The sequence below is a fragment of the Streptomyces sp. NPDC014870 genome (assembly GCF_043081505.1).
GTDB lineage: Bacteria > Actinomycetota > Actinomycetes > Streptomycetales > Streptomycetaceae > Streptomyces.
Window position 1 is genome coordinate 418,648 of sequence record NZ_JBIBWQ010000008.1, and the last position, 26,935, is coordinate 445,582.

General features: G+C 70.0%; 27 protein-coding genes. 4 read left to right on the top strand and 23 right to left on the bottom strand.

Features of this window, described 5'->3' with window-relative positions; genetic code table 11:
• Positions 1–49: 49 nt before the first annotated feature.
• The 4 genes from ACF09C_RS24605 to ACF09C_RS24620 form a co-directional block, all read right to left on the bottom strand.
• Positions 50–841 (bottom strand): ATP nucleotide 3'-pyrophosphokinase, encoded by a 792-nt coding sequence (locus tag ACF09C_RS24605; RefSeq protein ID WP_392094285.1) that lies wholly within the window; start codon positions 839–841, stop codon positions 50–52.
• A gap of 98 nt (positions 842–939) precedes the next feature.
• Positions 940–2,070: a terpene synthase family protein gene (locus tag ACF09C_RS24610; protein WP_392094286.1), complete on the bottom strand. Its 1,131-nt coding sequence runs from the start codon at positions 2,068–2,070 to the stop codon at positions 940–942.
• Positions 2,071–2,127: 57 nt separating this feature from the next.
• Positions 2,128–3,117 (bottom strand): polyprenyl synthetase family protein, encoded by a 990-nt coding sequence (locus tag ACF09C_RS24615; RefSeq protein WP_392094288.1) that lies wholly within the window; start codon positions 3,115–3,117, stop codon positions 2,128–2,130.
• Positions 3,118–3,323: 206 nt separating this feature from the next.
• Positions 3,324–3,965 (bottom strand): hypothetical protein, encoded by a 642-nt coding sequence (locus tag ACF09C_RS24620; RefSeq protein WP_392094290.1) that lies wholly within the window; start codon positions 3,963–3,965, stop codon positions 3,324–3,326.
• A gap of 346 nt (positions 3,966–4,311) precedes the next feature.
• Between ACF09C_RS24620 and ACF09C_RS24625 the strand changes: the two genes are divergently transcribed.
• Positions 4,312–4,782 (top strand): nuclear transport factor 2 family protein, encoded by a 471-nt coding sequence (locus tag ACF09C_RS24625; protein WP_392094292.1) that lies wholly within the window; start codon positions 4,312–4,314, stop codon positions 4,780–4,782.
• 482 nt (positions 4,783–5,264) lie between these two features.
• Here the strand turns inward: ACF09C_RS24625 and ACF09C_RS24630 are convergent, their stop codons facing one another.
• A complete protein-coding gene (locus ACF09C_RS24630) occupies positions 5,265–5,762 on the bottom strand; it encodes a hypothetical protein (RefSeq protein ID WP_392094293.1) in 498 nt (165 codons plus the stop codon).
• Positions 5,763–6,001: 239 nt separating this feature from the next.
• Here ACF09C_RS24630 and ACF09C_RS24635 point away from each other — a divergent pair, with 239 nt between their 5' ends.
• Positions 6,002–6,142 carry a hypothetical protein gene (locus tag ACF09C_RS24635; protein ID WP_392094295.1) on the top strand — a complete coding sequence of 47 codons (141 nt, stop codon included), beginning with the start codon at positions 6,002–6,004 and terminating at the stop codon, positions 6,140–6,142.
• Between the two features lie 111 nt (positions 6,143–6,253).
• On the opposite strand, the gene ACF09C_RS24640 is transcribed toward ACF09C_RS24635, so the two are convergent.
• From ACF09C_RS24640 to ACF09C_RS24690, 11 genes are all read right to left on the bottom strand, one after another.
• Positions 6,254–6,385 (bottom strand): hypothetical protein, encoded by a 132-nt coding sequence (locus ACF09C_RS24640; protein ID WP_392094296.1) that lies wholly within the window; start codon positions 6,383–6,385, stop codon positions 6,254–6,256.
• 236 nt (positions 6,386–6,621) lie between these two features.
• Complete coding sequence (gene mobF, locus ACF09C_RS24645; RefSeq protein ID WP_392094298.1) at positions 6,622–11,073, bottom strand: MobF family relaxase; 4,452 nt, start codon at positions 11,071–11,073, stop codon at positions 6,622–6,624.
• Positions 11,074–11,709: 636 nt separating this feature from the next.
• On the bottom strand, positions 11,710–11,886 hold the full coding sequence (locus ACF09C_RS24650) for a hypothetical protein (protein ID WP_392094300.1): 177 nt from the start codon (positions 11,884–11,886) through the stop codon (positions 11,710–11,712).
• A 3-nt stretch (positions 11,887–11,889) separates the two neighbouring features.
• Positions 11,890–12,543 carry a hypothetical protein gene (locus ACF09C_RS24655; protein WP_392094301.1) on the bottom strand — a complete coding sequence of 218 codons (654 nt, stop codon included), beginning with the start codon at positions 12,541–12,543 and terminating at the stop codon, positions 11,890–11,892.
• A gap of 44 nt (positions 12,544–12,587) precedes the next feature.
• Positions 12,588–12,866: a DUF6211 family protein gene (locus tag ACF09C_RS24660; RefSeq protein WP_392094302.1), complete on the bottom strand. Its 279-nt coding sequence runs from the start codon at positions 12,864–12,866 to the stop codon at positions 12,588–12,590.
• Positions 12,867–13,009: 143 nt separating this feature from the next.
• The gene (locus ACF09C_RS24665) at positions 13,010–13,672 is read right to left on the bottom strand and encodes a DUF6349 family protein (RefSeq protein ID WP_392094304.1); all 663 of its coding nucleotides are present in this window, start codon (positions 13,670–13,672) and stop codon (positions 13,010–13,012) included.
• Entirely contained in the window at positions 13,669–14,067 is a 399-nt protein-coding gene (locus ACF09C_RS24670; RefSeq protein ID WP_392094306.1) for a DUF6181 family protein, read from the bottom strand. Before ACF09C_RS24670 ends, ACF09C_RS24665 begins: the two co-directional genes overlap by 4 nt.
• A 43-nt stretch (positions 14,068–14,110) precedes the next feature.
• A complete protein-coding gene (locus ACF09C_RS24675) occupies positions 14,111–14,539 on the bottom strand; it encodes a DUF6197 family protein (protein ID WP_392094308.1) in 429 nt (142 codons plus the stop codon).
• A 61-nt stretch (positions 14,540–14,600) separates the two neighbouring features.
• Positions 14,601–15,251, bottom strand: a complete 651-nt coding sequence (locus tag ACF09C_RS24680) for a hypothetical protein (protein ID WP_392094310.1) — start codon at positions 15,249–15,251, stop codon at positions 14,601–14,603.
• A 75-nt stretch (positions 15,252–15,326) separates the two neighbouring features.
• A complete protein-coding gene (locus ACF09C_RS24685) occupies positions 15,327–16,724 on the bottom strand; it encodes a DUF3560 domain-containing protein (protein WP_392094312.1) in 1,398 nt (465 codons plus the stop codon).
• 329 nt (positions 16,725–17,053) lie between these two features.
• Complete coding sequence (locus ACF09C_RS24690) at positions 17,054–17,476, bottom strand: DUF6409 family protein (protein WP_392094316.1); 423 nt, start codon at positions 17,474–17,476, stop codon at positions 17,054–17,056.
• 972 nt (positions 17,477–18,448) lie between these two features.
• Between ACF09C_RS24690 and ACF09C_RS24695 the strand changes: the two genes are divergently transcribed.
• Positions 18,449–19,006, top strand: a complete 558-nt coding sequence (locus tag ACF09C_RS24695) for a hypothetical protein (RefSeq protein WP_392094318.1) — start codon at positions 18,449–18,451, stop codon at positions 19,004–19,006.
• A 342-nt stretch (positions 19,007–19,348) separates the two neighbouring features.
• On the opposite strand, the gene ACF09C_RS24700 is transcribed toward ACF09C_RS24695, so the two are convergent.
• The 7 genes from ACF09C_RS24700 to ACF09C_RS24730 all read right to left on the bottom strand — a co-directional run bounded on the left by ACF09C_RS24700 (position 19,349) and on the right by ACF09C_RS24730 (position 25,905).
• Positions 19,349–20,551: a hypothetical protein gene (locus tag ACF09C_RS24700; RefSeq protein ID WP_392094320.1), complete on the bottom strand. Its 1,203-nt coding sequence runs from the start codon at positions 20,549–20,551 to the stop codon at positions 19,349–19,351.
• Between the two features lie 150 nt (positions 20,552–20,701).
• The gene (locus tag ACF09C_RS24705; RefSeq protein ID WP_392094322.1) at positions 20,702–21,124 is read right to left on the bottom strand and encodes a hypothetical protein; all 423 of its coding nucleotides are present in this window, start codon (positions 21,122–21,124) and stop codon (positions 20,702–20,704) included.
• 66 nt (positions 21,125–21,190) lie between these two features.
• The gene (locus ACF09C_RS24710) at positions 21,191–22,954 is read right to left on the bottom strand and encodes a ParB N-terminal domain-containing protein (protein ID WP_392094324.1); all 1,764 of its coding nucleotides are present in this window, start codon (positions 22,952–22,954) and stop codon (positions 21,191–21,193) included.
• A 93-nt stretch (positions 22,955–23,047) separates the two neighbouring features.
• Positions 23,048–23,530 carry a DUF6197 family protein gene (locus ACF09C_RS24715; RefSeq protein ID WP_392094326.1) on the bottom strand — a complete coding sequence of 161 codons (483 nt, stop codon included), beginning with the start codon at positions 23,528–23,530 and terminating at the stop codon, positions 23,048–23,050.
• A complete protein-coding gene (locus tag ACF09C_RS24720; protein WP_392094328.1) occupies positions 23,527–23,769 on the bottom strand; it encodes a hypothetical protein in 243 nt (80 codons plus the stop codon). Before ACF09C_RS24720 ends, ACF09C_RS24715 begins: the two co-directional genes overlap by 4 nt.
• 67 nt (positions 23,770–23,836) lie before the next feature.
• Positions 23,837–24,580: a DUF2786 domain-containing protein gene (locus ACF09C_RS24725; protein WP_392094330.1), complete on the bottom strand. Its 744-nt coding sequence runs from the start codon at positions 24,578–24,580 to the stop codon at positions 23,837–23,839.
• A gap of 470 nt (positions 24,581–25,050) precedes the next feature.
• Positions 25,051–25,905: an HNH endonuclease gene (locus ACF09C_RS24730; protein WP_392094331.1), complete on the bottom strand. Its 855-nt coding sequence runs from the start codon at positions 25,903–25,905 to the stop codon at positions 25,051–25,053.
• 127 nt (positions 25,906–26,032) lie between these two features.
• On the opposite strand from ACF09C_RS24730, the gene ACF09C_RS24735 reads away from it, so the two are divergent.
• Positions 26,033–26,467, top strand: coding sequence for a hypothetical protein (locus ACF09C_RS24735; RefSeq protein WP_392094333.1), 435 nt, complete (start codon positions 26,033–26,035; stop codon positions 26,465–26,467).
• Positions 26,468–26,935 lie beyond the last annotated feature (468 nt).

A 26,935-nucleotide genomic window follows, 5' to 3' on the forward strand; every position in this document is an offset into this window, starting at 1 on the left:
GTCATCACGTACGACTGCATATGTCAGGTCACCCCGCCCGATGTCCACATCAACGACACGAAGGCGCAGTAGTCACATGATCGGCCGGGCAAGTCCTAGCCGGGACGGCAAGCGGTGCGGGACTGCTCAGCCGGTCGGCGCCAGGCGGCACGGGCACGGCAGCGAACACGGCGTCCTGCTGGGCCTGGAGCTCTTCCTTCCGGGCCGGGCTGGTGGAGGGCAGGCGCTGCTCCTCGTACAGGAGGTGGGTCACCTCCTGGGCGTGCTTGCTGGCGGGGGTGTGGAACTGCACCTCGAAGAGCTGCCCGGAGCGGGGTGCTCGCCAGCCGGTGTTGAGGCCCTTGTAGCCGTTGGCCCGGCTCCAGGTGTTGGACCACTTGGTGCTGTCGTTGCCCCAGGCGGACAGGAGGTTGGACGCCGTCGCCGCGCCGCCGGTGTAGGTGCCGTCCGGCCACTGGAGGGTGTAGCGGACGGCGTCTCCCAGGCCCTGGAGGACCGTGTCCACGTTCTGCTCGGGGCGTTCCTTGAGGGAGGTGGCGACCTTCCGCTTGAGGGAGTCGGGCGACTTGAGGCGGTTCTCGAAGCCGACCAGCTCCGCGCCTGACGCGAGCGCGGCGGTGCGCACGTCCAAGCTGATCGACCCCTCGGCCTCCTTCGCCCGGTCGGCGTAGGCATCGACCTTGGCGTTGTCGGCGGCGCTCAGCGTGAGCCCGCCCTCCCCCTTCCAGCCCACGTCGCCGGCCGCAGCGGTCGCTGATGGCCCGGCGCTGAGGACCAGTGCGGTGGCGAACGCCGCCGTGAGAAGGTTTCGGCCGATGGTGGGGGTGGTGGTCGTGCTCACAGGTCCGCCTTCACGCTGATGGATGATCTTGCGAAAGGCACAACCTGGCCTGCGTTCACCCGGTTACGGTGCAGCACTGGTTGGATCAATGGGCTCGATCAGCTGAGGCACCCCGTGGGTTGTCTGGCTGTTCCGGTGAGGCAGTCGGCGGGGCTGCCCGCGGCGGGGCCGAAGAGCGCGTCGAGCCCGTCGATGCCGGGCGCTCCAGTGGCGGTGGGGGTGTCGGAGAAGGTCACGGCGATCTGTGACTGGTCCACGTCGGGCTGGTAGTAGCGGGTGCGCATGAAGGTGTCGCAGAAGTCGAGGCCGGCTGCCGCGTAGGTGAGGCCCACGCTCGCGTAGTCGAGCAGGTCCTGGTCGGCGCCCTCGGCGCGCAGGTGGTCGATCTGGCGCAGTGCCTCCGACACGCAGCGGTCGGCGAGTTCTCCCACGTAGTCCGCCGCGTCCTGCACGGACAGTCCGAACTCGCGCGCGGCCGTCTGGACCAGGTTCTCCGCTGTGTCCTTGGGGCCATAGCCGGAGTACAGCTCGTTGTGCAGGCGTACGACGGTGGCGGAGAGCATCCAGATCCGCTCCAGCTGCGGGCTGTAGGTCAGACGGTGGCTCAGCCGGGGGTAGGCGATGGCCATGTAGGCGCCGGCGACCATCATGCCGCTGGAGAGCGTCGCGGCACGCAGGGCCTGCGCGAAGCCCGGTCGCTGGGCCGTGTCCTTGCGCAGGTGCGCGGCGATTTCGCCGCGGATGTATTCGGCGAGCCTGTCCACGGTCCGCTCGTACTTCTCCGTTTCGGTGCCTGCCTGGATCTCGCGGAGGCTGTGAAGGAACGCCCGTGTCAGCGCGGCGGTGGCACGGTGCTCGGTGGCGGGGTCGCTGATCCGCTGGATGATTTGCCCGGTAGCGAGCCCTTCGACGGCGCCGGGCAGACCGGCGAGCAGGTCCGGCAGGTACCGGTCGCCGGTGGCCGGGTTGTCGGCGAGCATCAGGAGGATCCACAGCGGGGCGATCAGCACCAGCTTGTCGGCGCCGCCGGTCTGGTGGCACAGGGTGTAGAGCCGGTCGTACTCGAACCGGCGGTGGATCGCGAGGTGGTCCTCGGCCTGGGCGAGGCCGGTGCGCTCGAACCAGTTGGCGATGCCCGCGTGGATCGTCTCGGCCTGCGGGTGCGGGACCGCGGGCACGGGCAAGTACAGCGGCGGCATGCGGTAGGGGAGTTGCTGCTGACCGGGCAAGGGGTTCTCCTGGCTGTGGATGGGCGAAGGGCCGATGTGCCGCGACAGCACGGCACTTCAGGTGCTGCGCCGGGCCGCCTGGTGGGCGAGGGCGGCGAGCGCCCGCCTGTCGGGGCCGTCCGGGCAGGCGTGGTCGAGGATCGTCAGCGCCTGCTCCAGGTGGCGGGCGGCCAGTTGACCGGCGGCGGCGCGGCCTCCCGCTTCCTCGACCAGCTCCGCGCACCGCTCCAGCATCGCGGTGCGGGACGCCTGGCCGGGGACGAGCATGGAGCGCAGCGATGCGGATGCGTCGCTGCCTGCGCCGAGGGCGGCCAGGACCGGGTAGCTGTTGCGCCCGTTGGCCAGGTCCCCGCGGTGCGGTTTGCCGGTCTGCTCGGGATCTCCCCACAGGTTCAGCAGGTCGTCGGTGACCTGGAACGCCGCTCCGACGTGAAGACCGAACGCGCGGACCTGTCCGATCCGGTGCTCGGTGGCACCGGCGGTCAGAGCACCCAGGGCGCAGGCGGCCCCGATCAGCGCGCCGGTCTTCCCCTCGCACGCCGACAGGTACGCGTCGGCGTCCTGCGGGACGCGGGTGTCGGCCCATTCCCCGTCGATCATGTGCTGCACCGCCGAGGCGAGTTCCGCCACCCCCGAAGTGCTCAACGGATCGCCGGCCGTGTTCAGCTGCTGCACCGCCAGGAAGAACAGGGCGTTCCCGGCCAGGATCCCCGCCGCGGGCCCCCGTAGCGCCCACACCGTCTGCCTGCCCCTGCGCAGGCGGTCCCCGTCGATCACGTCGTCGTGCAGCAGCGAGGCGTTGTGCACGAGTTCCACGGCGACGGCCGCGTGCAGGGCCTGCCCCTGGTCGCCGCCCAGCGCCCGGTTCCAGGCCAGGGTCAGGGCTGCGCGGTACAGCTTCCCCACGTCCAACGGTGCGTCAGGCCGACTGCAGGAGTCGAAGTGCAGAAAGGCCAGCTCTCGCACGGAGGCGGGCAGGCCGCTCAACGCCTCGCGCAGACGTGGGGAGACCAGATCGTGGACGGCGCCCAGGGGTAACAGGCTCACAGACACCTTCTTCTCCGAGGCGGACCAACGGCCCGCCCTCATGGACGCGGGCACACCCGTGCTTACTCATCCGTCTCAACGAGACACCGACCGGCAGGGAACGCACGCGCACGCCCGTGCCGCCGAAGACGGGCGCGGCACCGCTTCGCGGAGCACGGGCTCCTTCCCCGCACCGCAAGGGGAACCGCCGATCCCTGATCGGTACGTCAGCTGGAGATCTCCGCGCTGCAGGTGCCGAACCGCGTCCCGGCCTCGATCGTGCCGGCGCCGAGATTGTCGTTCACGACCTTGGCGAACTCGGCGGTGACACTCATCTGGACATCACCGACCTTGAACGCGAGCGAGGGCGGAACCATCGACGCACGCTCAGCAGTGATGGTCGGCGTCTTGGCGTAGTCGAACACCGACATACGGGTACCGGAGGGGTTGCTGCCCGTCTTGACCAGGAGGTTGCCCGGCCCGGCCGGGAGGGTCGCCTGGCCGTCGGAGAGCTCCACGTAGCCACCGCTGCTGTTGTAGAGGACGAAGTGCGCCTTGAAGGTACCCACGAAGGTGACGGTCTTGGCGAGCGCGCCGGGATTGGCGAACTGGGATAGGTCAGCGCTGATCGTGCCGACCCCGTCGCTCACGCCGATGGACCTCGCACTGCTCCCCGCAGGCAGCGCCACGAACCCGATCCCGTCCTTCTGCCACGACACGGCGCACTCTCCGCTGGCGTGGCCGACCGTGAGGGTGACCGGGGTATCGGCGAGCGCGGCACCGGCGGCAAGGCCGCCGCAGGCAAGGGCGGCGACCGCGAGGATCACCAAGGGCTTGCGGAACTTCGACATGACGTACTCCTGACGCATGATCGGACACCCCCACGCGATCACTCTTGCCAAGTCGGTGCGCGAACCGCAATCAAGATCACCCGGAAGGCTCATTGCGCCGTGTCGGCACCCCCGCCCGATCCGGGACAGCCCCGTGGCACGGAGCATCCGGTTCGGCGCAGCCGAGACGGTGACGGCGCGCGGCCAGCAAGGAGCGTGGCCGCGCTCTGGACACCACACCAGTCCCGCTACCGAAGGCCGGTCACACTCACAGGTCACGGTCTCACCGGACCTCTGACGCCGTAACGGCTGGTTTTGCCCGCTAAGTGATGGCGAGGCGGGCTGCACACTGATCTGGACCAGTTGACGGGAAGGAACCCCTGCCATGACTGCTGCCGCAACTGCTGAGCGCATCGCCGCCGAGAACCTGCGGGTGGCTGTGGAGCACGTGGACGGCGAGAAAGACCTCGACCTCGACGGCCTGATGAAGCTGTACACCGACGACGTGGTGTGGGAGGAACCCGCCCGGGGTCAGGTCCTACGCACGCACGAGGACATCCGCTCGGCCTACCTGCAGCTGGCCGCCTCGTTCCAGGTGCACTCACGCACGGTCCTGAGGCGGCTCGCCACCGACACGTGGGCGCTGGACGAGGCCATATGGCAGGCAACCCTCCTCGACGACAAGCTCCCCGGCCTCAACCTGCCCGCAGGAACGAAGCTCTCGATCCGCAAACTGACGCTGTTCGAGATGCGCGACGGCAGGATCTGCCGGGAGATCAACCACATCGCTTACCGGCCGGCGGGCGATCCGGTCCTCGACCACGATGACATTCCGCCTTCGGCCTTCCTGGCATAGGCGATCCGCGTCAAGTCGATTCCCCGCTCCGCGCGGGCGATCCGGACGGAGGCCATGGCCGGGTCTACGCCGTACGCTCGGCCAGCGGAGCACTCAGCAATGAGGCACCATACCCTTGATCGTCCGGATTCCGCCCTTCCGTCCTCCCCAGAGGGCATGCACGAGCCCCATGACAATCGTCACCGACCGTCACATCCACAACTGGGCGTACGCGGGGGAAGTCCTCGTGGCCGCTGTCAACCTGTAGAGCCGCGCCAGGATCAATCTCTCGCCGGTGCCGAAACACCATGCCTGCCCTCCCAACGCCGGGTCACGTCCGCTGAACTGGCACAAGGACGATCACCGCTGACCTCCGCAAGCAACACCATTCCGGCTGCGCCCACCGCCCACCCGTGCGATTGCCGGCTCCGCCACGGCAGGGCCGGTCGAGGGCCTGACACGCTGACCGCGAGGCCGGCATCACGTACTCAGGCAGGGAGTCGTCATCGGACCGGCTGGGGGCCCTCGAAGGTCCCGGCGCCGGCGTAGGAGTACCTCCAATAGGTCGGCGTGTCTCTGTCGTAGGGTCCGACAAGCTCCCAGTACTTGACGGTCAGGGTGACCGACTGCCCGGGTTCCAGGTCATCGAGATGGCAGACGAAGGTGAGCACCTCGTCCGGGTCATCGTCACTGGCCCGGCAGTGCGGGTCATCAGTCTGGGGCTCCGCATAGGCCCCCCCAGGGTCACCAGTGACCTTCAGTTCGAGGCCACGGGCAGTGGACTTCCCGGCGTTGGTCAACGTGAGCTTCGCCGGAAGATTTGGCGTCCTACCCTCCGGATCGGCGGCGTCCCCCGGATCGTAGTCCCCGAACTCTGCGGACGCCGTCACCACGGCCGCGTCGGGGTATGCGGCCGTCGCCTGGCTGGGGACCGGCCAGGCGAGTGCGGATACCAACGCGGCCAGAATGGCCGGCTTGCGGATACTCAGTAGCTTGGTCATGCCATGGCAACGAGGAGCCCGGACCGAAGTAGCGGCCAATGCAGAACGCGCCGCTGGCCGCGCAGGCAATCGAGCCGTTGACACACAATGCTGGCTCCTCCACCCCCTCCGCTCAGCCGCCCGTCGCGACCAGCCCGATGGACACTTCGCTGAGGCCCCCATCCCCGATTGCCTCGGCCGCTACCTGATCGAGATCGACGGTGAAGTGCCAGTCCTCCCGGGAGAACGCGGTGCGGCCGTTGGAGAAGCTCGGCTCCGTGGTCGCGGACGAGGCCCGCGCCGATGCCAAGACCAGCGGCTGGGCTCAGGTCGCTTCCGTCGTGGACTTATCCCTGCCGTTCGGCTACGTGATCACGGCGGACATCCCGCGGGTCGGCTGAGCCGGGGATCGCGGATCATCTTCACGGTTACCGAGAGTGCCGTTGCGAGGGGACCGCTCGGCCCCCTCGCAACGGCCTGTCGTGTGGGGCGCAGTCCGCGGCTCCGTGCCCCTACCCCTCGGCGGCGACAACGGCTGCGCTGTCCTCCAAGCGCTGGCGGATGCTCGCGTACTCCTCGGGCCCCCACTCGGGCGAAGCGGCAAGTTCGGCCTCCACCCAGGCGTCGATGCTCCTGCCCAGCACCGGTGACAAGCAGCGCACACCAAACCGGGAAGGACGGGGCCCCGTGCCAGTCGGCCTCGCCCCTCCCTCCCCCGAGATCATGTACTCAGGTGACAAGTAGCCCCAGCAACGGAGGGCATCCCGAACGATCCAGGCTGGCACCTGACCAGGTCGGGAGACTCCGGCGGTGACAAGTACCTCTGGCAGTCACAACAACGCGGCCTCGCTCCGCCGACCTAGGCAGTCTCGGGCGCCTTCTACACGGGCGGCGCGTCCTGAGCGCTGTCCGGCGGCGGGCCGGGCTGTGTGTGTTCCATCGCGGTTCGGCTGGCGTACGAGGAATCGGGCCTCGGATGCAGATGTCCTACGGACTCATCGGCGTCGACGTGCTGACCCCCGCGCCGGTGTCGCAAACTCGTCTCCTTCTGAAGACCGGACACGCGGTGGTCCGCGCCACGAGCAGTGCTGCGAGCCTTGATGGCCTCGGCCCGAAGCTGCTTGGCGGCCCCGTTGTCCTTGTCCTTGGCCCGCCGAAGCAGTGCGGCCTTCTCCTGCGGCGACATGTCCGCTTCCGTCAGCACAGCTTCGTGTTCACCGACGGGTCCGGCCTGCCCAGCAACATCCTGGAGCCGCGTACGCATCTGCTCCAGCTCCTGCCCCGTCTCCTCACGGGTACGAAGCAGTGCCTCCCGGTCCGCCTCGACCGCAGCACGCTCGTCACCGCGGAGCGCAGAGCGCCCGAAACGGCCCGTCACGGCCAGCTGCTGTTCGAGACCTTCGATCCGGGCCTGCGTGCCGTTCAGTCGGGCGGTGCGTTCAGCGATCGTGCCGTCCAGCGCTCGGACTTCGCAGATGGCCACGGCCCGTTCGGCAACGTCCTGATGGCGGCGTTGGAGTGCGAGCGAGTTGGGGCCTGATCCGGCAGCAGCCTCCCGCTCGGCACGATCGGCGGCGGCCTCCGCCTTTCCGGCCGCCGTGTTGGTGGCGCGCGCTGCCGACGCCGCCTTTCGCACAGCGTCGCGCAAGGCTGAATTACTGAGGTGGGCATACGGACGGTCAGCCGTCGGCGCGGCTTGAGGAGGAGCGGTCAATTCCTCGTGGCCCCCGGCCGTGGCCGGGGTAGATCGGACCTCGGGCTCCGCGGCCTCTTCGGGGGCGTTCGCGTCGTGCGGTTCACCGGCACCGGGGGCGCGGGGGATCGGCAGATCCGCTACGGCCTGGCGGACGTGGGCGGGGACCGCGCTCTTCGGGAGTTCGGTGAGGATCATGCGTTCCTCTGTGCCGTTCTCGATCTCGCGGATGAGGCCGGCGACGGCGCGGTCAAGCTGTTCCTGCTCGGTGAGCTCGTCGCCGCCGTGGCGAGCGCGGTCGGCGTCGGTCTCGTAGACGGAGAGCGGCAGGAAGAGGTGGGACTCATTCTTGTCCCGCGACATCATCGTGTAGAGCGCATTCGCCTGGGCGCCGGGTCCGTAGACCAGAGCCTCTTGGACGCTGAGCCCCTGCGACTTGTGGCCGGTGATCGCGTATCCGAGGCTGAGTCCGCCCTGTGCGATGTAGTCGGCATCGACCCATTCGGCGACGTCACGGTGGCCGTCCGCGGTCTTCTCTCGCCACTCGACCAGCACCCGGCGTTCCTCGTCCACGGCCCGCACGATTCCGCGGAGGCCGTTCAACACGTCCTCGTTGTTGCCTCGGGACTTCTTGCCCCGGTAGTCGTTGATCCGAAGGAGGACCTGGTCACCGACGGACAGGGTCAGTTCGCCGCCACCGGGCAGCGCGTAGGCGTGCTCGGGACCGGTGAGGTCGCCGTTCTCCTTCCGCAGGGCGCGGGCCCCGACGTTCAGTTCCTCCACGATCTCGTTGGTCGCGGCGAGCATGAGGAGCTGATGCACGGCGGTGTGGTCGTCGGTGTGCGCGGCCCGCTTGTCGGCCCAGATTGTGAGCATCGCGGCGAGGGCGGCGTCGTTGTCCGCGAGGGCGTGCACGCGGCCGGTTCCGGCGAAGGTACGGAGTGCTTCCACGCGGTTGTCGTCGCGCCACAGTTCCAGGGCACGACGCTCGACCATGTCCTTCTGCCGGAAGTTCTCGTTGAGGCTGAGTCCGCTGACGATGTGGTGCACGGCGGCGAAGCTGCCGCCGATGCCGGGCGAGTGGAGCTGCTTGGGGTCGCCGATGCCGACGACCTTCGTACCGGTGATCGCGGCGTGGGTAAGGAGTTCAGCAATGTCGCGGTCATCGCACATGGCGGCTTCGTCCACGACCAACACGTCCACGCCGGTGAGGCCAGGGCCACCAGCACGGATGCCGGTGAGCCACGACGCAAGGGTGCGGGACTCGATGCCCGCCTCAGCCTTCAGGTTCGCGGCGGCGACGGCGGCCGTACTCGCGCCGGCGATGACGAGACCGTGGGCCTCCCACGCCTGCCTGGCGGTGTCCATGATCGTGGTCTTGCCCGAACCCGCGATGCCCACCACGGCGTCGATTCCGTGCCCGGCGGTAAGCAGCCGTTCGAGAACGGCACGCTGTTCGTCGGAGAACGCGAAGGTCCCACCGTGCTGGGCCTCGACGGTGGACAAGGTCATGTCGACGGTGTCGCTGGTGACGACGGCGGCCTGCGTGCCGAGCCGGTTCGTTGCCTCGGAAACGATCAGAGCTTCCGCCGCGACGACATCCGCCGTGGTGTAACGGTCGGCGTGGGTGAAGTGCTGGGCACCCTTCGGGTTCAGCTGCACCGCGTACCCGGCGTGCCGGAGGACAGAGTTAGTGAGCTGTTCGGCTTCAGTGGCGTCCGCGACGCCGTACGGGAGGGCGTCCAACACCGCGGAGATGGCGGCGGCGTGGGTGAACTCCTTGGAGTGGCTGGTCAGGCCGGTCTTCGGGTCGAAGACCTGGGCGCACAGCTCGTCCAGAGACGGGTTCTGGTCCGCTCGGTCCTGCTCCATCGCGCTGGCTGCGATGGCGTCGGGGTCGTCACCGGCAGCGCGGCCTTCGGCCTGCCAGTAGGCGCGCAGCACGTCGTCCTCGACTCCGGCGGCTTCGCCGTTCTTCGCGGCCTTGGAGGCGGTGGAGGCGGCGGTGCGCTCGCGGGTCGTGGCGCTGTCGTAGTCAATGCCGAGTTTCGTCAGCAGGTCCCGGACCTGGCTGTCGCGCTTGCTGAAGAGCTTGATGGTGGACTCGGGGATCGCTGCGATCTCCCACGCGCCGGTCCGCTCCTCGCGGCGGAAGCTGATGCCGAATGTGTCGGTCAGCTCCCTGCGGATGCGCGCGTTCATAAGGGACTGGGTCGCGCGGGTGTGCCGGTGGAGGTCTCGGCCCCCGCTGGCCATCGTGGACCACTTGCCGTCGGAACCCTTGACCATGTTGGCCAGGGTGAAGTGCAGGTGGAAGTGCGGGTCTCCATACGGTGCGCCGTCCACCGGGCGGGCGGCACGGTGGACCATCATCCAGCCGGAGAACCCACTCGTCTTCACGGTCTCGGCTTCGTCGCCGTCGCCGTGGTGGCCACGCATGGCGTACGCGGTCCACCGTTCCAGGGCACCGATGGACTCGCGGCCGGCGGCTGTGTAGATGCCCTCGACCTGGGCGGCGATCTCCTCGGGCGCGTAGGCGAGGAACGCGGACTTCGACTTCGCCAGGTCCAAGGTGACGTCGGCGCCGAAGTTGCCGACCTGCACGCGGCCTACGAGGAGAGCGGCCTTGATCTCCTCGGCGTCCCACACGTCCTCGGGCGCGAGTCCTGCCGCCTTGGCCATCGCGACGGCTTCGCGGACGTCCATCGGCAGGTCCCGAAGGCGCCGTGCACCTTGGCCTTCAGCCTGGGCGTAACGGCGCTTCATGGACGCGGCGTCGAACAGGTCGGCGGGCTGCTGTCCGGTCTCGGTGGCGCGGGTCTCGACCGCGCGCAGGAGCGCGCGGGCGTCGAGGTGGCCGCCCGCCTCGGCGGCGACGGCCTTCTCCACCACGTCTTCGCCGTAGAGGTCGACGGCGTCGATGCCGACGGCGTCGGCGAGCTTCAGCACCGTGGCGACGGGCACGCGGTGCGACTCCCCGAACCGCTGGATCTGGTTCTCCATCCGGCGGTAAGCGTCCTGCTTGCGCTTGGAGTCCAGCAGGGAGGCGGGGGTCACGCTGCGTTCGGCGGCAGCGCGGCGGATGGCGCGGGCCAGCGGGGCGGCCGGGAGCTTGGCGGCCGGCGCGATGGCCAGCTTGGGTTCCACGAGGGTCTGCCCGGTCCGGGGGTCCTCCCCGTGCATGAGGCGCCGTGCCGCCTGGAACTGCTCGGGGGCGAGGACGCTGCCGGGCGTGATGTCGAACTCGGTGAGCCCTCCGCCGATCCAGACCAGGGGTCGTTCACTGGCGTCGAGGTGGTAGTCCACCTGTCCGTCGGCGGGCCGTGGGGGAAGGGCCTGTTCGCCGTAGAGGTCGCGGGCGTCGAGTCCGGCTGCGGCGGCGACTTCGACGGCGTCGAACCCGGTGAACCGCGCGGTGCCCTTGCTGCGGATGAGCCCGCGGGCGCGGAAGAAGGCGCGCTTGGCCTCGCGGTTGGCGAACAGAGAGGCGACGGGGGTACCGGCCGCTTCGGCCTTGGCCTCGATGGCGGCGACGAGGGTGGCGGCGTCGACCGTCGTGGACTTCCCGCATCCGTGGCCGCCGGTAAGGCGGTATTCAACCTGCTCGTCGGAGGGGCCGATCATGGTCACCCATCCCATCGGCCCGCTCACCCCCCGCTCTCATCCGGCCAGTTTCGGTCGTCTTGGCTGATTGTATCGTCACGAAGTGACGATACCTTGGTCCTCCAAATTCAAGATCATGATCAACGACGGGGAACCTCGGTCACTCGGAGTGGCCTGTCGCTCCGAGGGATCGGGCTCCTGGACTCCGATCTCCGGTTGGGCTGTTACCTCTGTACGGGGTGCGCGGGCTGGGGTGCCGTACGGGCTGAGGCGGTACGACGATCCGATGTCGGCGCGGTACCTGCGCAGGGGCCGAGTCGTTGGACCGCGTATGGAGCACACCCCGTATCCGGCGGACTCTCCCCGGTTCGCCGAGTTGTCGGGCCCGTACTGGATGCTGACGGACTCCCCGGCATACGGGGGCGACGCCGCGGGCCGGTTCGGATCGGGACGTCAGACTCCGCCCCCGCACTCGGGCGACCGGCCGGAGGACGGGGCGGGTCCTGGTCGGCGAAGGGCTCGTAGCCGCTGAGGTGTCGCCCGGCTGTCGGGTCGAGCGGTCTTGGTCGGGCCCTTCCCGACACGCCAGCACCTGGTGACATGACGAAGGTCCCCGCTCCGACCTGGAGTGGGGACCTTCGCATGTTCGCCGTGTGGTCTCTGGGCGGACGGCTACGTGATCAGGGGCCATTCGCCGAACGGCACCGGTGCCTGACCTTGTGCTTCGCGCAGGGCTTCCTCCGTACCGCACAAGGTGCAGATGAAGACCTCGCGGTCGACGGTCAGCCGGGAACGTGCGGGCCGTTCACCGAGCGGGCCGCCGCAGCGCGGACAGTGAGTGTCGGGCACGGGTCACTCCTCGGGGTGCTCGCGGGCGGACTTGATGATGTTGTTCCAGGTCGGGCGGGAGTAGGTCTTCTCCGTCTGCTCCTGGAGCTGGGGGATCAGCTCGGCGTTCGTGGCTTCGGGGTTCGCCGCGATGGCTTGCCGGGCGAGGTTCAGCCGCTCGTCTCCTTGGTAGGGGTAGGCCAGTCCGCGGCGGCCGGTGGGCCGTCCGCCGGCGTGCCCGCGGCCCTTGCGGTCCGCGAGGTACTGCCACAGCCTCCAGCGCTTCCACTTCGGACGCCGCCGGGTCGGGAGCTCGTCCCAGTCGTCCGGTGCCGGCCACCCTTCGGGCGGGTTCTTGACGTAGTGGGAGACGGTGGTGGAGTCGGCGAACCCGCAGACCTTCGCGGCTTCGGCGGGGCCGACCATCTCCTCCGGGTCGCCATCGAGCTTCGGTGGGTTGGTGGTGCTGGCGGCAGCGCGCCGCCGTTGAAGCTCGTGGTGCCACGTCGCCCATACGTCGCCGTCCCAGTGCATGACGCCGTCGATGGTGTCCGCGACGGGCGGGTGCCCGTTGTTCTCCCGGTCGGTCCAGAGGTTCTGAAGCGTCGGCTCGCTGATGCCGTGGACCCTGCGCAGGTCCGCGCGTGAGTAGAGCGTGCGTCCGGTCTTGGGGGACACGGTCGTCTCCTGTTCTTGGTCGGGGTCGTGCCCGCTCGGCGCGGTCACTCGATGTCGTCCGGGTCCGGGGCCGGCGTCCACGTACGGCTGCCCGCCGGTTCGAGCCGGGTGAGGGTGGCTATGTCGGCCAGGGGGACGGCGGCGGCCCAGTCGGCGCGGCCGGGGTGGTCGACGGGGAGGTTGAGTACGAGGTGCCGGCCGGTCGGGGGGAAGTCCTCGACGATGACGAAGGAGTCGTTGGCGTCGGCGCCGATGCTGTTACCCCTGGTGAGCTGGGCGATGTCGCCGGGCTGGGGACAGTCGGGGTGTCGGTCACATAGCATGGTGTGGTCTTTCTGGTGAGAGACACCGACGGCCAGCGCCTTGTTGCCCTTGTGCGCTGGCCGTCATCTGTTGTCTGGGTGCGCGGCGTCCTGTGGGACGCGCGGCCGGTCGGAGGTTGCCCGCTCCGCTGACGGCGGAGTAATTAAACCACCTTTGCGTCGAGCGGGGCGGGGCCCTGATCCGGAGGACGGCGGACATCAGAAGAGGGCTCCCTGATCTGTGGGGCGTCGGCCCGGCCGGTGGGTGGCCGGGCGACGAGGAGTCCGTAGCGGGGGCGTCCGGCGTGCGGCGGCAGGTGGGCTTCGCGGCGGTACCGACGCCAGGCCACGACGGGGGCGCCCTGGTCCACCCATCCCACCGGGTACTGGGAGGTGAGCTGAGCCCAGCGGCTCCGGCTCTGCAGAGCGGCCCATCGATCCTCGACCGTGGTGATCGGCGGCAGCGTCCTCCAGCCGGGGAACGCATGGTCGTGCGCGTCCTCCACCGCTTCGTTGTCGCCGTCCCCGAACCCGTCGCCACAGTGAACGGGGCCTTCCCATTCACACGCGAGACAGCCGCCCCGGAACTCCTGCTCGTCCCTCCGGCGGCCGGTCGGCCGGCTGCGGGAGAGCAGGGTCGGGGTGTGGTGTGCGGGCGGGTCCAGTTCGTGGCCGAGGTCGCAGTAGGCGCCGCCGGGGTGTCCGGGCTGGATGTGCCACGCCCGCCAGGCATTCTCGGGGAGGTGGCGTGTCCGCGCGTTGCGCACTCGCCAGTAGTACGTCTGCCGTGCCCGTGCTCCGGTCGACTCGGCGACGGTGGCGGTCACGACGTCCTGCTTCCGGCGGCGAGCACTTCGCGGAGCGGGTCCGCGAGCACGGCCTGTTCGTCGGGGGCGTCGAGGAACCGGGCCCCGTACGCGCGGCGCACGGCCCGGCGGGCGTCCTGGTGGCGGTCGAGCTCCGGGTAGTACGGCGATCGGTCGAGCACGCCGTAGCCGTGCTGCGTGAGCACGTCGGCGATGAGCGACCGGACCTGTACGGGGTCGAGGGTGGAGAGGTCGGTTTCCCCGGGGGCCGCGAGGAGTACGCGGATCAGCTCGGTCGCGCTGAGCCGGGGGTGGAGGGGAACGCTGAGTCGGTGGACGCCGTCCCGGCTGGGGGTGGCGGCTCCTCGGCGGCTCGGCGTCCTGGTGGTGCTGCGGTCTTGTGTCGTCTCGTCCATCGTGCTGGCCTTTGATGACTCGGGATGCTGGCGGGCGTCGGGGTCAGAACAGGGCGTGTTCGGCGCGGGGGGCGGCGGTGCGGGATGCGTGGGCGGCGTCGGCGGCGGTGCGGCCGGGCTCGGCGCTCCACCGGTCGATGGCCTCGCGGTGCAGGGCCTTGGTGGCGGCGGGGTCCTCGGCGCTGACGGGGTGACCGGTGAGGGTTTCCGCGAGGAGGGCGAACGCCTGGTCGCGGGCGCGGTCGATGCGGTCCCAGTCGTACGTCCGGCCGGCGGCTCCCCGCCCGTGGCCGGCGGCGACTTGGAGGGCGCCGCGCGGCCAGCACGGCAACGTGGCGGTGCGGCCGGGACCGTCGAAGAGGCGCGGGCCCTGGTGGATGCCGACGTGTTCGATGTGGCGGGCGGCCCATTCCAGGATCGTGGCGGGGGTGTCCGCGATGACGATGCCTTCGGGGGTGTGGCGGTTCGGCACGGTGCTGTCCTTCGGGCAGGGCAGGGGCGGTGGCGCGCTGCCGCCGCCCCCGGTCGGGCTGCTAGTGGTAGGCGGGGATCAGTCGGCGGACCTTGTCCTCCCCGATGCACCCGCCCTTGTGGCGGCGCGCGCTCGGCGGCTCTCCGTTGCGCCCGCGCAAGTGGCTCCAGAACTTCGGCCCCTGCCAGTCGCACAATTCACAGCTGAGGAACCAGTGGTTATCGCTGCCAGGGAACCCGGTGAGGACTGCCCGCCAGTGGTGGGCCGCGAGTCCCGCGAACGCGATCTCGGCGCCCTCGGTGTTGCGGTCGTTGACCGGCATCCGCGGGTGCAGGAGGGGCACCGGCCCGACCAGCGGTGTGGGGGCCTCGGCGAGGACCTGTTCCAGGGGGACCGCGTCGATCCGACCGGCGGCGTACTCCTCGGCAAGATGAGCGGCGGCCATGTCGGTGCCGGGGGTTCCCTTGGGCGGGCGGCGGAGGTTGCGTTCGCCTGCGGTGGTGAGGACGAGCCAATCCCGGTGCCACCGGTAGGCGCGGCCGATGACCTGGTCTTCGCCGACGATCACGGGGTATCGGCACTGGATGTCGGGGGTGCCGACGCGGTACGTCGGGACGGTGGTGCTGCCCCCGGTCGCGGGGACCGTGACCCTGCCCGCTTCGGTGTCGGGGACGGTGATGGTCGAGGGTCGTTCGAGGAGTTGCGTGGTCATGGTGGTGCCCTGTTCTGGTGAGAGGTGAGAGAGGGGCCCGCCCCGGCGCGCTCGGCCGCCGGGGCGGGGGCGTGGTTACGCGGCCTCGGCGTCCGGGGCCTGCGGCGCGGTGGTCCACTCACGGCGCGGGGTGATGCCCAGCTCGTCCAGGACGGGGGCGTGGCTGCCGTTGTCCGCCACCCATTCCCAGTCGGTGCCCTCGGTGCCGGGGTGCTCGGTCCAGGTGAGGATGTAGGAGCGGCCGGAGGTCCGGGGGTCGCCGCACACTGCCTGTGCTTCGCGGCGGGTCATCGCCCACAGGGCACGCTTGCGACGGCGCGGGGAGTTCTTCGAGGCGATCAGCACCAGCGCCATGCCGTCGAGCCAGCTCGCGCCCGCGGCGGGGGCCGGTGCGGCGGTCGGCTTCCCGACCGGTACCGGCTCCTCGACCGCCGGGGACTGATCGGCAATCTCCTGCGGTTCGGCGGCCGGGGCCTGGGGCGGCTGCTCCATCTCGTCGGCGCTCTTGCGTCCGGATACGCCGTCGTAGGGGGCGGTCCATGTCCAGTCGTCGTGCTGGTTGCCGGTGGCGCGGACGATGCGCTTGCCGGTGCTGTTGTGGATGTGCGGGATGGTCACGGACTTCGGGTTGACCCGCAGGACCTCGTACCAGGTACCGCGGTAAAGAACGAAGTCCCCGCGCTTGAAGTCGGCCCGCGACCAGACCTTGAAGCCTTCGGCTTCGGCGTCCTCGATGACCTTCTCCCAGTGGGCGATCTCCTCGGTCAGCTCCTGGTGCTCGATCTTCAGCTCCGGGTCCGCCGGGTTCCGGGAGAACCCCTTGGCCGACTGGCCGCGCTGCCACTTCTCGACCGCGCGGAGGTCGGCCCGCAGCTTGTCGAGACGGCGGAGCGTGCGGCCGGGGTCCTTCTTGAACTGCTGGTAGTTCGCGGCGGCCTGCGCCCGGCCGGTCCAGTGGTCGGCGCGGTCGCTCTCGCTGATGCTCTTGCGCATCGCGTCGTCCATCCGCGCGTGATCGCGGCGGGCCCGGCCCTCGGAGTGGTGACCGACGAGGATCGGCTGACCGAAGGCGAACCGCTCGGATATGTCGTGGCTCTTCTTCCACGCGGCCTCGGAGGACTGGGCGGCGTTGGCGGCGTACTCCCCGAACCGATCGGCGCGGCCTTCGGCCTTCTCCTCCCGCTCCTGTTCGGCCTCGCTGAAGCTCCGGCGGTCGGCGTTGTCGACGGTCAACGTGACCTCGAAGCCTGCGTCTCGGAGTCGCTGGGCGAGGCGTTCGAGCGAGGGGGTGTAGGTGGCGTGGTCGCGGCTGTGGGGGAGGTACCAGCAGTCAAGGTTCCTGCTCCAGCGGAAGGGCTGGCGCTGGGTGCGACCGTACTCACGGAGTCGCAGGATCTCGGCCGATCCGTCGCCTCGGCTGGTCCCCTCGATCAGGGTTCCTTCTCGGCGGGTGTGGGTGATCTCGATAGTCATTGAACTGGTCTTTTCTGGTGAGAGTTTGGTCCGGCCGCAGGGCGGACCGTGCGTTGGCAGCGGCGCTGCACCACCGGCGCGGGCCGTGAGGGACGATCGGCTCGCGGGTCGTCGCGCCTGCGCGGCGACAGGGGCAGTCGCGCCCCCGCGGGGCGCGTCCGCTGCGGTCCGGTGCCCGTCGTCGGTCGGCGGAGCCGCCTGCGGCGGAGTCGGCCGGCGGCGGTGAACGCACCGGACCTGTCCTGCCGCCCCGAAGGGGTGTCCGCTGGTGTGCTGGGGGTCTGCCGGTCCGGAGGTGTTGCCCTCCCCCGGACCGGCGGGGCCTGGTGTCAGCGGCGGTGGAGCGTGTGCCGGGCTGCCGGGTCGGCGTCGGCCAGTCCGGTCCGCTCGCGCCATGTCTGGCGAACGGCGGCGCGGAGCGCGTTTCCGTCGTCGTAGGCGAACCGACCCCGGCGCAGGTTGCTGGCGATGTCGCGGAAGGTGTCGCCGTGCATCGTGGTCAGCGTGTCGTCCAGCGGGGTCAGCTCGTGCGGGAACATCGCCTGGACGCTGTCGCCCGGCTGCGGGGCACCGAGGGTGAAGAACCAGACGACCGCCATCGTGGCCTCGTCGGCGAACTCCGGCCCGCCGAACGGGCCGACGACGATGGCGGGGCGGGTGTCGAGCTGGTGGCCCCGGAACCAGGGGCCGCCGATCACGAGCGTCGCGGTGGGGAAGTCCTGGACGGTCGGCTTCGGTGCGGTGGTGAGCATGTGGTGTCCCTGTCTGGTGAGAGGTTCCGCCGGGGCCGGTCGGCCCCGGCGGGGGTGCCGGTCGGGGGGTTGCCCTCCCCCTTCCGACATCACTAATTAAACCATGTTCTAGGGGTTGGGTCAACCCGGATCTGGGCCCTGACCTGGCCTCTTCTCACCACGCCCGACCCGCACCCGCCCGGCCGGGCCCGGCCACAACGGGCCTGGGCGGGGTTCCCTCCTCGGTCGGACAGCTCCGCCGTACCAGGGTTCCGGGCGCGGTGTCCTGGCTCGCGAAGCGACCGCGCAGCGGCTCGGCCTGGACGCCGTGTCCGGGTTCCTGGTACGCCCCCCGGGTGTCCGGCCGAGGAGGGAACCCCGCCTTCACCCGCACCACAACGCACCCGCACCAACCAACCAGCCCCCACCCCCTCCGAGGAGGACCCGCCGGAGGCATCGATCTCTGAGGCCGGCGCCGTTCACCACAAGGTGGACTGCACGGCGGACTTCCAACCCGCCCACAACCTCGTCGGGCTGAGGTAGGAGCCCCTTCCGGGTCGGGGCCCTTCCTGCCTCAGCCCTAAGACGAGCCATATGGAGTATGCAGCGGAGCGCTTCCGCTGACCGGCTGCGACGATGGCGGCGTCGTCACGTCCGAGGAGTTGCGATGGCCAGAAAGCGCTCAAGTAAGGCACGGAACGAAATCGCCGGTCTTGGTCTAGCGAAGAAGGCGCGTGGTAAGCAGGGGGTGCGCCGGGCGAAGATCGCAGGCGTCCTTCGCGAAAGTAGTGCCAGCGGCCGGTTGGACGAGAGGTACTTGGTTGCGGCGATCTCGGTAGCTCTGGATTCCAGCGGGCAGTGCACGAAGGCAGAACCATGGAAGCCCATGGGCCCAATCCTTGATGACAAAGGGCTTAAGTTTTGCTGTGAACACAGGCCCCGGCATTGCTCCGGCTACATCAGCGTCTCCGAATCTCGGGAGGCATTGCGGAAATGAATGCCGCCCTCGCCCTAGCTGTGGGCCTCATCGGAGCAGTGCTCGCATGGGTGGCGCTCTACGTGCATTGGGTGGCTACAGCGGCAGTCCTAGTGGTCCTCGTAATCCTGGGGATTGCTCTGTTCATGCACGGTAAGTCGACTATCCGCAGCGCCCCCCACGAGTCGGTCGGCTGGTTGGAAGCAGGGCTCGCTCTCTCTTACGGCGCCGTCGCGTCAGCTGGCGCTTGCGTCGTGGTTATCCTCGGTATCCTCCTGGCCGAACGAACTGGCTGGAGCGCACAGGCCAACGCCATTATTGGTGCTTTCAGCGGAGCGTTGACGACATTCATTGGAGCGCTCGTTGTCGACAAGGCTAAGACTGCCGACGCCGATTGGATGAGCGCACCGATCCGGAAGGCGTTTCAGGAGACCTTCGGCGAGGGCACCTTCGAGAAGGGGAGCGAGGGAGAGTATGCACTGAATAACATCTCCGGCGATTGGGGTCGAGACGACCGGCGCCAGCGGGCTCAAGAGATCGCCGCCGCACTGAAGGACCAGGCCGACTCGCCCTAGCTGGTGCGGGCGGCGGCGTGCCCGTGCCTCCATCACGCGGGTGCCGCCCTTGGTCGCGCGGAGCGCGACGGACAGTGCCGTCGTGCCCGCAGGGCACGCCCGATTTGGCCCGGCGTCCGGACGGGGCGGGAGGGCCGCCCGCGGCCCGGACGTTCCGGCCGGGCTGAGCCGTCCCAGAGGGACGCCCTTTCTACGGGGGCCGGTGACCGGCGCCAGCCGCCGACGAGGGCGGGTCCGGACGGTGGTGGGCGGAGCGTGGGGTGGGCGGCTCGACGCCGTCCACCCCACGGCCCGGCGGCCGGGGTCCGGCCGGGTGGCGGCTCCGCCCGGCCGGGGCTGCTGCTACGCGGCGACCGGTTCGCGCGCGGCGACGCGGCACCGAGTGAGCACGGTCTGTGCGGTCTCGCCGTAGATGCTGTGGTCCTTGACCGTGCCGGTCAGCTCGACCTCGTCGCCCTGGTCGGGCACGTCGGCGGCGGAGCTGAACCAGACGAACACGTTCCCGCTCGGGTCCTGGAACTTCACCAGTCGGCGGCGCTGGGTGTGGTAGCCGTACGTCCGGCCCTCCAGCTCGATCACGGTGGTGACGGTGGCGGTGGTGGTGATGCGCTCGCCCACACTGCCCTGCGGCTTGCTGTTCTGCGCGGCCCGCTCGCTGGTCTCCTTGTCCTGGTCGCGGTACCAACCCGCGATGGCGGACACGAGCGTCGGCAGATGGCGCGGGTCGACGGTCTCACCCTTCGCCAACTGGCCGACCTTGTGGCGGTAGTCGGAGAGGCTGCCGTATCCCTGGACGGCCCATGCCCGGACGGCGGCGGCGGTGGTCGGCGCGTCGGGGTCGGCGTCGATGGCGGCCCGCCAGTCCATCGGGGCCTTGCGGTCGAAGAAGTACGCTTCGACGCCGTCGGCGGTCGGCGGGGTGTTCTTCCACTGCTCGGACCGGCTATAGAACCGGCCCTCCGTCTTCACGATGGCGGCGGTCACCCGCAGGACCTCGATCACCGGGACACGGAGATCGGCCGGGATGCCACCCCCCTCGCCGTCCCAGTCGGAGTCCTTCAGCGTGCCGAACCGCCACAGGGCCTCAAGACCCTTGATCGGCAGACCGGTGTACGGCTCGACGCACGTCGTGCCCAACTGCCGCATCTCGCCGTTCTCGTGGCGGGCAAGGTAGGTGGCGGTGCGGTGGCGGGCGACGGCGCACCCGTGGCAGAAGTTCTCGATGGCGCGGTACTGGCGCGCGGCCTCGGCGTCCTGCTCGGGCAGCCCGGGGAACAGGCTGGTGATCGTCTCGCCCTCTTCGTCGTGGTCCAGGCGGGCGATGACGGTCCAGCCGTGGTGACGGGGGATGTCACCGGAGATCGTCACGGTGACGGTGGGGCGCTTGCCGATCAGGCGGCCGTCGATGTCGTAGTAGTCGGCAAGGAACGGCTTGGAGATGTCGAGCGTGTACGCGGTGAGGTGGTGAACGGCGGCGCGGGCGTTGGTGGCCTCGACAAGCTGACGGACGCGGGACTGGGCGGTCGCGGGGATGGAAAAACGCATGGCTGCGCTGGTCATCGAGGGTGCTCCTGCTGGTGAGAGAGAAATCGCGGGCCCGGCCGGGCGGGTTGCCCTCCGCGTACGGCCGGGGCCGGGCCGGCTGGCGGCCCGTGGCGTCGGAGAGGGGTTGCCCTCCCCCTCCGACACCATTAATTAAACCATGTTTTGGGGTGTGGGGCAAGCATCCCGACCGGGGATGTCGAGTGCGGCGCGGTCGCGCAGGAACGCGGCGAACAGGGCGGCGGTGTAGCTGTCGGCGGTGCCGTACGTGCGGCGGCAATCAAGGGCCCCGATGCGCTCGCCCCGGTGGCGGACGGGGAACGGCTCGCTGGGGGCCGGGATGGCGAGCGCGTACAGTCCGCGCGGGGTGTCCACGCGCAGGACGACGGCGGCGGCCTGGTGGTCGTAGGCGGCGGACCAACGGGCGGGCCCGATGCCGAACTCCGCGAGTCCGGACGCGATGGCGCGGGCCTGCATGATGTCGGCGGTGGTGCCCGGGTCGGGCTCGGCAAGGGCGGGGACGCATCCGCAACCATGGTCGTCGGCGTGGGTCTCGAACAGAGCTGTACGGGTCACTGCGGGGCTCCTGGGGCGGCCGGGGGCGGGAAGTTTCCCGCCCCCGGCGTCGGGTGGCTGAGGGGGTTAGGCGGTGGCTTCTTCGTCGTCCGACGAGTGCTCGTCGGCTTCCGCCTCCGGCGTCGGCGCCTCCTCGGCTTCGCTGTCGGCGGCGGCCTGCGTCGCCTCTCCGGTAGTGATCGCGGCGGGAGTCTTCTTCGAAGGGTCGTACGGCTCGCCGTCCGCCACGGACTGCTCGATGGGGGTGAGCTGGTAGCCGAGCGAGTTGAGGACCTTGAACCAAGCTCGGGTGGGAGTCCGCACCCAGTCCGACTGCTGGCCATCCGTCCGCCACGCTGCCCGGGTCGCGGACTTCTCGCGTACGGCCGCGATGGCCGCGAACTGGTACTGCGCCGCCCTGCGGGGGTCCTTCGACAGGATTTCGGCGAAGCGATTACGCACCTTGCCCTGGTGGCCCGTGAGACCGACGAGTTCGGCCAGGATCTCCGTCGTGGCGTCCTTGTTCAGGTCGTCGGAGACACCCCACGTACCGGCGAGGAGCGCCTCACTGACGTGCGCGACGAGGGCGTTCGCGGTCGCCTTGGAGAGGTTCCGGCGCTTGATCAAATCGGTGAGCCACTTCCGTCGTACGGCCTCGGCGGCGTCCCAGTCCAGGTTGCCCTTCTTGACGGCGGCCCGCGCGGCACGCTCGGCTTCCTGCTCGTCATGGCTCTTGGTCTGCCCGCCGCCCGTGGACCCGCCGGGCGTGACGTGTCCGTACAGTCCGGGGGCGGTGCAGTAGGGCTCGTACCGGTCCCCCATGGTGTCGTCGAAGACCCAGACGTTCCCCTTGCACTGCGCGTGTTCCTCGGCGTTGATCCCCCGCAGCCGCCAGACGGCTACGGCTCGCTCAGGGAGCTCCTCGGCGTCCCTGATGCGTTCGCCGGCCTCCTCCAGCGCCGCCCGGTGCTTCTCGGCCTTCTCGCGCTTGTCGCGCTTGGTGCGCTGGACGGCTATGGCCCAGTCGATGTCCCGCTCGTCTGCGTCCGGCTTCGCGGCGGCCTCGGTGATCGCGGCGAGCGCTTCGACGTCGTCGACAAATTCGCTGAGCGCGGCCATGTGGTCGAACGTCCACGCGTAGCTCGTGCCGACGACGGCGTTGAGCGCTTCATGGCTCTTGACCTTTACGACGGCCCGAACATCCTTCTGCCGGACACCCGCCGCCTTCGCGATCCTGCCGACCTGAGCGCCCGCCTCGGCGGCGCTGAACATGGCCGCGTTCATCTCAACCGGGGTCAGCTCCTTGCGGTGCTGCGCGGTCGTGATCATGTCGAGGAACTGCCCGGCCTCGTCACGCTCGTCGTCCCACTCGTACGGAAGGTGAGTCAGGCCCGCCTCCTTCGCCCCGTGGTAGCGACGGTGACCGTCGATGACCTGGATGGTCCCGCCGTCGAGCCGCTGCACCTTGACCGGGATACGGCACCCCTCGGACCGGAGTGACTCCACGAACGCCGCTTCGATGCCCAGTTCTTCGCGGGCGTTCTTCGGGTGCGGAGTGAGCGCGTCGATTCGGATCACGGGGCGCTGCGTGACCGGAACGCTCTCCTGGCCTGCCGCGAGCGCGGCGGCCAGCCGCAGGAATCCGTCAACGATCTGCGGCACGTCGCCGTGAGTGCGTACGACGTACAGCGGCTCCTGGACGCCGTTGGCCTTCACGTCGGCCAGCAGATCGGCCGGGGCCTCGACGGAGCGGACGTTGCCGGGGTGCGCGAGGAGCTCTGCCGTGGTGATGGTCGGCCACGGGGCGGGAGCGGTCTGGACGCCGGCCTGGGTCTTGGTGGTCATCGTCATACTGCCTTCTGGTGAGAGGTACTGCCGGGGCCGGTCGGCCCCGGCAGGGGGTGTCGGTCGAGGGTGTTGCCCTCCCCCTTCCGGGACCATTAATTAAACCACGTTCTGGAGGGTGGGGCAACCGGGGGCAATGCGATCGGCATCACCCCCGTAGAGGGCTACGGCGGAGCGGATCAGGGCGGCGGCCTCGGCGGTGGTCCGGCCGGGGGCGTCGGTCCAGCACCACAGGAGTGTGCGGCGGTAGGCGTCTTCGGTCAGCCCCAATTTCCGCCACCGGACGGGCGACACGGGGCGGCCGCTGGCCTGGTTACTGAGCACCACCAGGGAATCGAACAGCGCCCGCTGGAAGAACTCCCACGCCTCGCCGCGCGTGGACCAGTGGGGGCGAGCGGCGCGCACGCCGCGCCCCCATGCGTGCAGCAGGTTGCACGGGGCGGTGCTGCCCATCCGGCCGGGCTGCCAGAGGTGGTCACCCTGATACAGGCCGACGCGCTCGATATGGTCGGCGGCGGCGGTGAGGATGCGGGCGGGGGTGGCGCGGTGCCGGGACGGCATGACGGTCTCCTGGGCGGTCAAGGTGCTGTGCTTCCAACGGACTTGGCGGCAATGGCGCAGTCAGTGCAGTAGCAGGGGGTGCGCCACTGACGCCCGGCCGGGCTGGTGCTGGCGAAGGTGCGGGCGGCGGCTTCACTGATCCGACCGGTGCCGGGGACCTTCAGGGCGGCGACGTTCCACGCCTGGGGGACGCTGTAGACCTGGAAGTAGTGGTGGCCGTTCTCGTCGGTCTTATGGAACCTGATCCAGTCCATGAACACGCGGGGCTCCTCGGGGCGCGCGGGGTGGGCCGGAGCGGCGGGCCGCCGCCCCGGCAGGGTGCTCGGATCAGGCGGCGAGCGATCCGGCGGTCCTGGCTCCGATGCGGCGGCTTCCGCCGATGTCGGCGCGGTTGCCTGCGGCGATTCCGTCGCCGTACCCGCTGCCGCTGAAAGAGCTGCTCTGCTTCCGGACCCTGGGGTGGGCTTCCTGGAACGCGGCCCGGACCATGCCGCCTCGGGCGGCCAGCACGAGTTCGCCGCTGCGGCCGGTGGCGGACGTCTCCCCGCTGGCGGCGGCTCGGGCGGCCTCCTCGATGGCCGCGAGTCGCTCGGTGACGCGCGTAATGAAACCGAGCTGCCAGGAGTTGCGCCACGCCTTCGGGCTGCGCACGCCGTACGGCACGACCTGCTTGTTAAGGCCGTTGAGCATCTGGAGCAGAAGGGAGGTATAGAGGATCTCCGCGCGCTGGACATCAGACTCGTAGCCGACCACGTGGACGCGGCGGGTGCCGTTGCCCTGCTGGCCCATGAGGATTGACTTGCAGCCGACAGCTTCCGCGATGTGGTACATGAGGCGGACGCGGGACATCGACCAGGGGTTGGGGAGGTCGAAGTTCTTGTCCGTGATCCCGTCGCGCGACGGCTGCCCGTCGCTCAGGAGCGCCTCGTCCACGCCGTACTTGGCCACCATCTCCATGGCCCGGGTGCGGGCAAGCTCGGCCTCGGCCTCCGGCGTCGCCGGGTCCTCGGCCTTGGCCAGCAGCGCCCGGATCGTCGCCAGCTTGGGGTTCGCGTCCGCCTGGGTGGTCACAGTTCTTCTCCTGGTGAGAGTGGGTGCCGGGGCCGGTCGGCCTCCGGTGGCCGGCTGAGGTGTTGCCCTCCCCTTCCGACATCACTAATTAAACCATGTTCTTGGGGGTGGGTCAAGCCCAATAACCCCTCTGACCTGCCCTTTTCCCACCACGTTCACCCGCACCCGCCCGGCCGGGCCCGGCCACAACGCGCCCCGGCGGGGTTCCCTCCTCGGTCGGACAGCGCCAGCCGAACCAGGGTTCCGGGTGGGGTGTCCAGGCTCGCGCAGCGACCGCGAAGCGGCCCGGCCTGGACACCCCGCCCGGGGCCCTGGTACGCCCCCCGGGTGTCCGGCCGAGGAGGGAACCCCGCCCCCACAACCCCAACCACCAACAACGCCGCACCGACCCACCCGCCCCCCACCCCCTCCGAGAGAGGACCCGCCGGAGGCAAAAAGTCCGGCGTAGGAGCAGGTGCTGGCGGCCGTCGTCAGCCGGTGCCGCTGTTGGTTTTGTCCGGGGTGGATGCGTCCTCCGCGCCGAGCAGCGATGCGGGTTCGTAGCCGAAGCCGTTGGGCGTCTTGACCACGTTGTACAGGCCGGGCGCCGGCGGGGGGACATTGGTGATGCCGCGGGCGAAGTAGAACTCGTCTGGATTCCCGCCATAGTCGCCCTGCCGAATCAGCCCGCTGACCGGGTCCGCGGTGGACTGGAAGTAGCGGTCGGCCTTGCGGAAGGGCGCCACCGTGATCGGGTCACCGTGGCCGTGGAGGGTCGCGAGCTCGAAGTGGGCGCGCTCGATGTCCGTGCGGAACGGCTGCATCGCGTCGGGCTGGTTGCCTCGGTAGGCCAGGGAGCGCCTGATGAAGAGACGAAGCGCCTCGTAGCCGGTCGGAGTCCGCAGCACCTCGGTACGAGCCCGCTCGACCAGGACACGCGGGATGAGGCCGTGGTTATCGAAGGTCGTGTGACAGGACTGACACAGCAGGAGGATGTTGGTCCAGTCGTTGAACACCCGCTCGGCCTCGGCCTTGCTGTCTTGGCCGCTCCGCTTGGCCGGCCACGGGCTGATGTGAGCTTGTTCGAGAAGTCCGCGGGCCATGGCCTTCGGCGCCCGGCTCAGGACCTGGTGGTGCTCGTGCAGCCAGGCCAGCGTTTCGATGACTTCCGGAGTCGCCAAGTCGCCCAGATCGGCCATCAGTTCGCCGCTCGTCAGGTCAAGGTGGCTGAGCGCGCACCCCTCGGCCTTGAGAAGGTCCAGGGCCGCCGCAAGAGGCCCCGGGAGGTCCGTCGGCCTCGGCCAGACCCGGCCGTCCGAGTTCGCCGATTCACGCTCTGCGTCCATGGCTCCATTCTGCCCACCCCCACTGACATCTCTCCGCAAACCACCCTGCGACCGCAGTTTGAGGTGTCCGCGGACCCGTGCTTACGGTGCGCGCGATGAGCACGGATTCGGCTGGGATGAGGAACAGGTGAGCACTTCGACGGGATCGGTGAGCGCGGCGGAACTGCGGCGGCGGGTTCGCGCTGTCGAGGAGACGCAGGCGCGGACACGAGAGCTCGCGGCGGCCAACGCCCTGGCCACACGGGAGGCGGCGGTAACAGCGTCGAAGGCGAAGGATGACGCCGAGGTCGCGGCGCGGGAGGCTGCCGCAGCCGTCCTTCGGCTGTTCAACAACGACGCCGAATTGGTCGCGCAGCTGCTCGGCGTCACGGCGGAAGAGTTGGAGCGCGAGGCGAAGCCTGTTACCGCCGCTCGCGCGAAGGAGGTGATCGAGGGGCTGCGCGCCCGTGCCGAGCGTCCGCGCCCGGTGCGCCGCGCCAGGAAGGCCAGCGCCTCCCCCGCACCGCCTTCCGCCGCCGCCCCGAACTCCGCGACGGAGGGCGGCCTGGCCGATGCCGTCTGAGACGAGCGGCCCTGGGCCCGGACTCTTCCCGCTCGCTGCGGTGAAGGGGTCCGGGCCCGCTCCCGTTGACGAGCAACTCTCTCTCCTTGGAGATCCAACGCCCGTGCGGATACCGGCGGTTGAGTGGACTGCATGGCTGGCCGACGAGTCTGTTCGGGCCCGGTACTGGGCGAAGGTCTACCGGGCCTCGGCCACGGGGTGCTGGTTCTTCACCGGCGGAATCTCCAGCACCGGGCACGCCACCTTCCGGGCCTCCTCGCGGCCGGGCCGGACGCGGCGGGGGACGGTGCCGGGCCACCTGTACGGGTATCAGCTCGCACACGGCGTCATCCCGCGGCTCGGATGGGGCACCGGCCTAACGGTCTGCCACACCTGCGACAACTGTGAGGATCGTGATGTGCCGCAAGGGGCCGGAGCCTGACCCGTGCGACAACTGGCCGCAGCTGCCTTGGAGTGGAACTGTCGGCC

Excerpts from the sequence above, each read along its gene's own strand:
- ACF09C_RS24620 (WP_392094290.1), bottom strand. The coding sequence starts at position 3,965 with ATGCGTCAGGAGTACGTCATGTCGAAGTTCCGCAAGCCCTTGGTGATC.
- ACF09C_RS24625 (WP_392094292.1), top strand. The coding sequence starts at position 4,312 with ATGACTGCTGCCGCAACTGCTGAGCGCATCGCCGCCGAGAACCTGCGG.
- ACF09C_RS24630 (WP_392094293.1), bottom strand. The coding sequence starts at position 5,762 with ATGACCAAGCTACTGAGTATCCGCAAGCCGGCCATTCTGGCCGCGTTG.
- mobF (WP_392094298.1), bottom strand. The coding sequence starts at position 11,073 with ATGGGATGGGTGACCATGATCGGCCCCTCCGACGAGCAGGTTGAATAC.
- ACF09C_RS24660 (WP_392094302.1), bottom strand. The coding sequence starts at position 12,866 with ATGCTATGTGACCGACACCCCGACTGTCCCCAGCCCGGCGACATCGCC.
- ACF09C_RS24670 (WP_392094306.1), bottom strand. The coding sequence starts at position 14,067 with ATGGACGAGACGACACAAGACCGCAGCACCACCAGGACGCCGAGCCGC.
- ACF09C_RS24680 (WP_392094310.1), bottom strand. The coding sequence starts at position 15,251 with ATGACCACGCAACTCCTCGAACGACCCTCGACCATCACCGTCCCCGAC.
- ACF09C_RS24685 (WP_392094312.1), bottom strand. The coding sequence starts at position 16,724 with ATGACTATCGAGATCACCCACACCCGCCGAGAAGGAACCCTGATCGAG.
- ACF09C_RS24690 (WP_392094316.1), bottom strand. The coding sequence starts at position 17,476 with ATGCTCACCACCGCACCGAAGCCGACCGTCCAGGACTTCCCCACCGCG.
- ACF09C_RS24695 (WP_392094318.1), top strand. The coding sequence starts at position 18,449 with ATGAATGCCGCCCTCGCCCTAGCTGTGGGCCTCATCGGAGCAGTGCTC.
- ACF09C_RS24700 (WP_392094320.1), bottom strand. The coding sequence starts at position 20,551 with ATGCGTTTTTCCATCCCCGCGACCGCCCAGTCCCGCGTCCGTCAGCTT.
- ACF09C_RS24710 (WP_392094324.1), bottom strand. The coding sequence starts at position 22,954 with ATGACGATGACCACCAAGACCCAGGCCGGCGTCCAGACCGCTCCCGCC.
- ACF09C_RS24730 (WP_392094331.1), bottom strand. The coding sequence starts at position 25,905 with ATGGACGCAGAGCGTGAATCGGCGAACTCGGACGGCCGGGTCTGGCCG.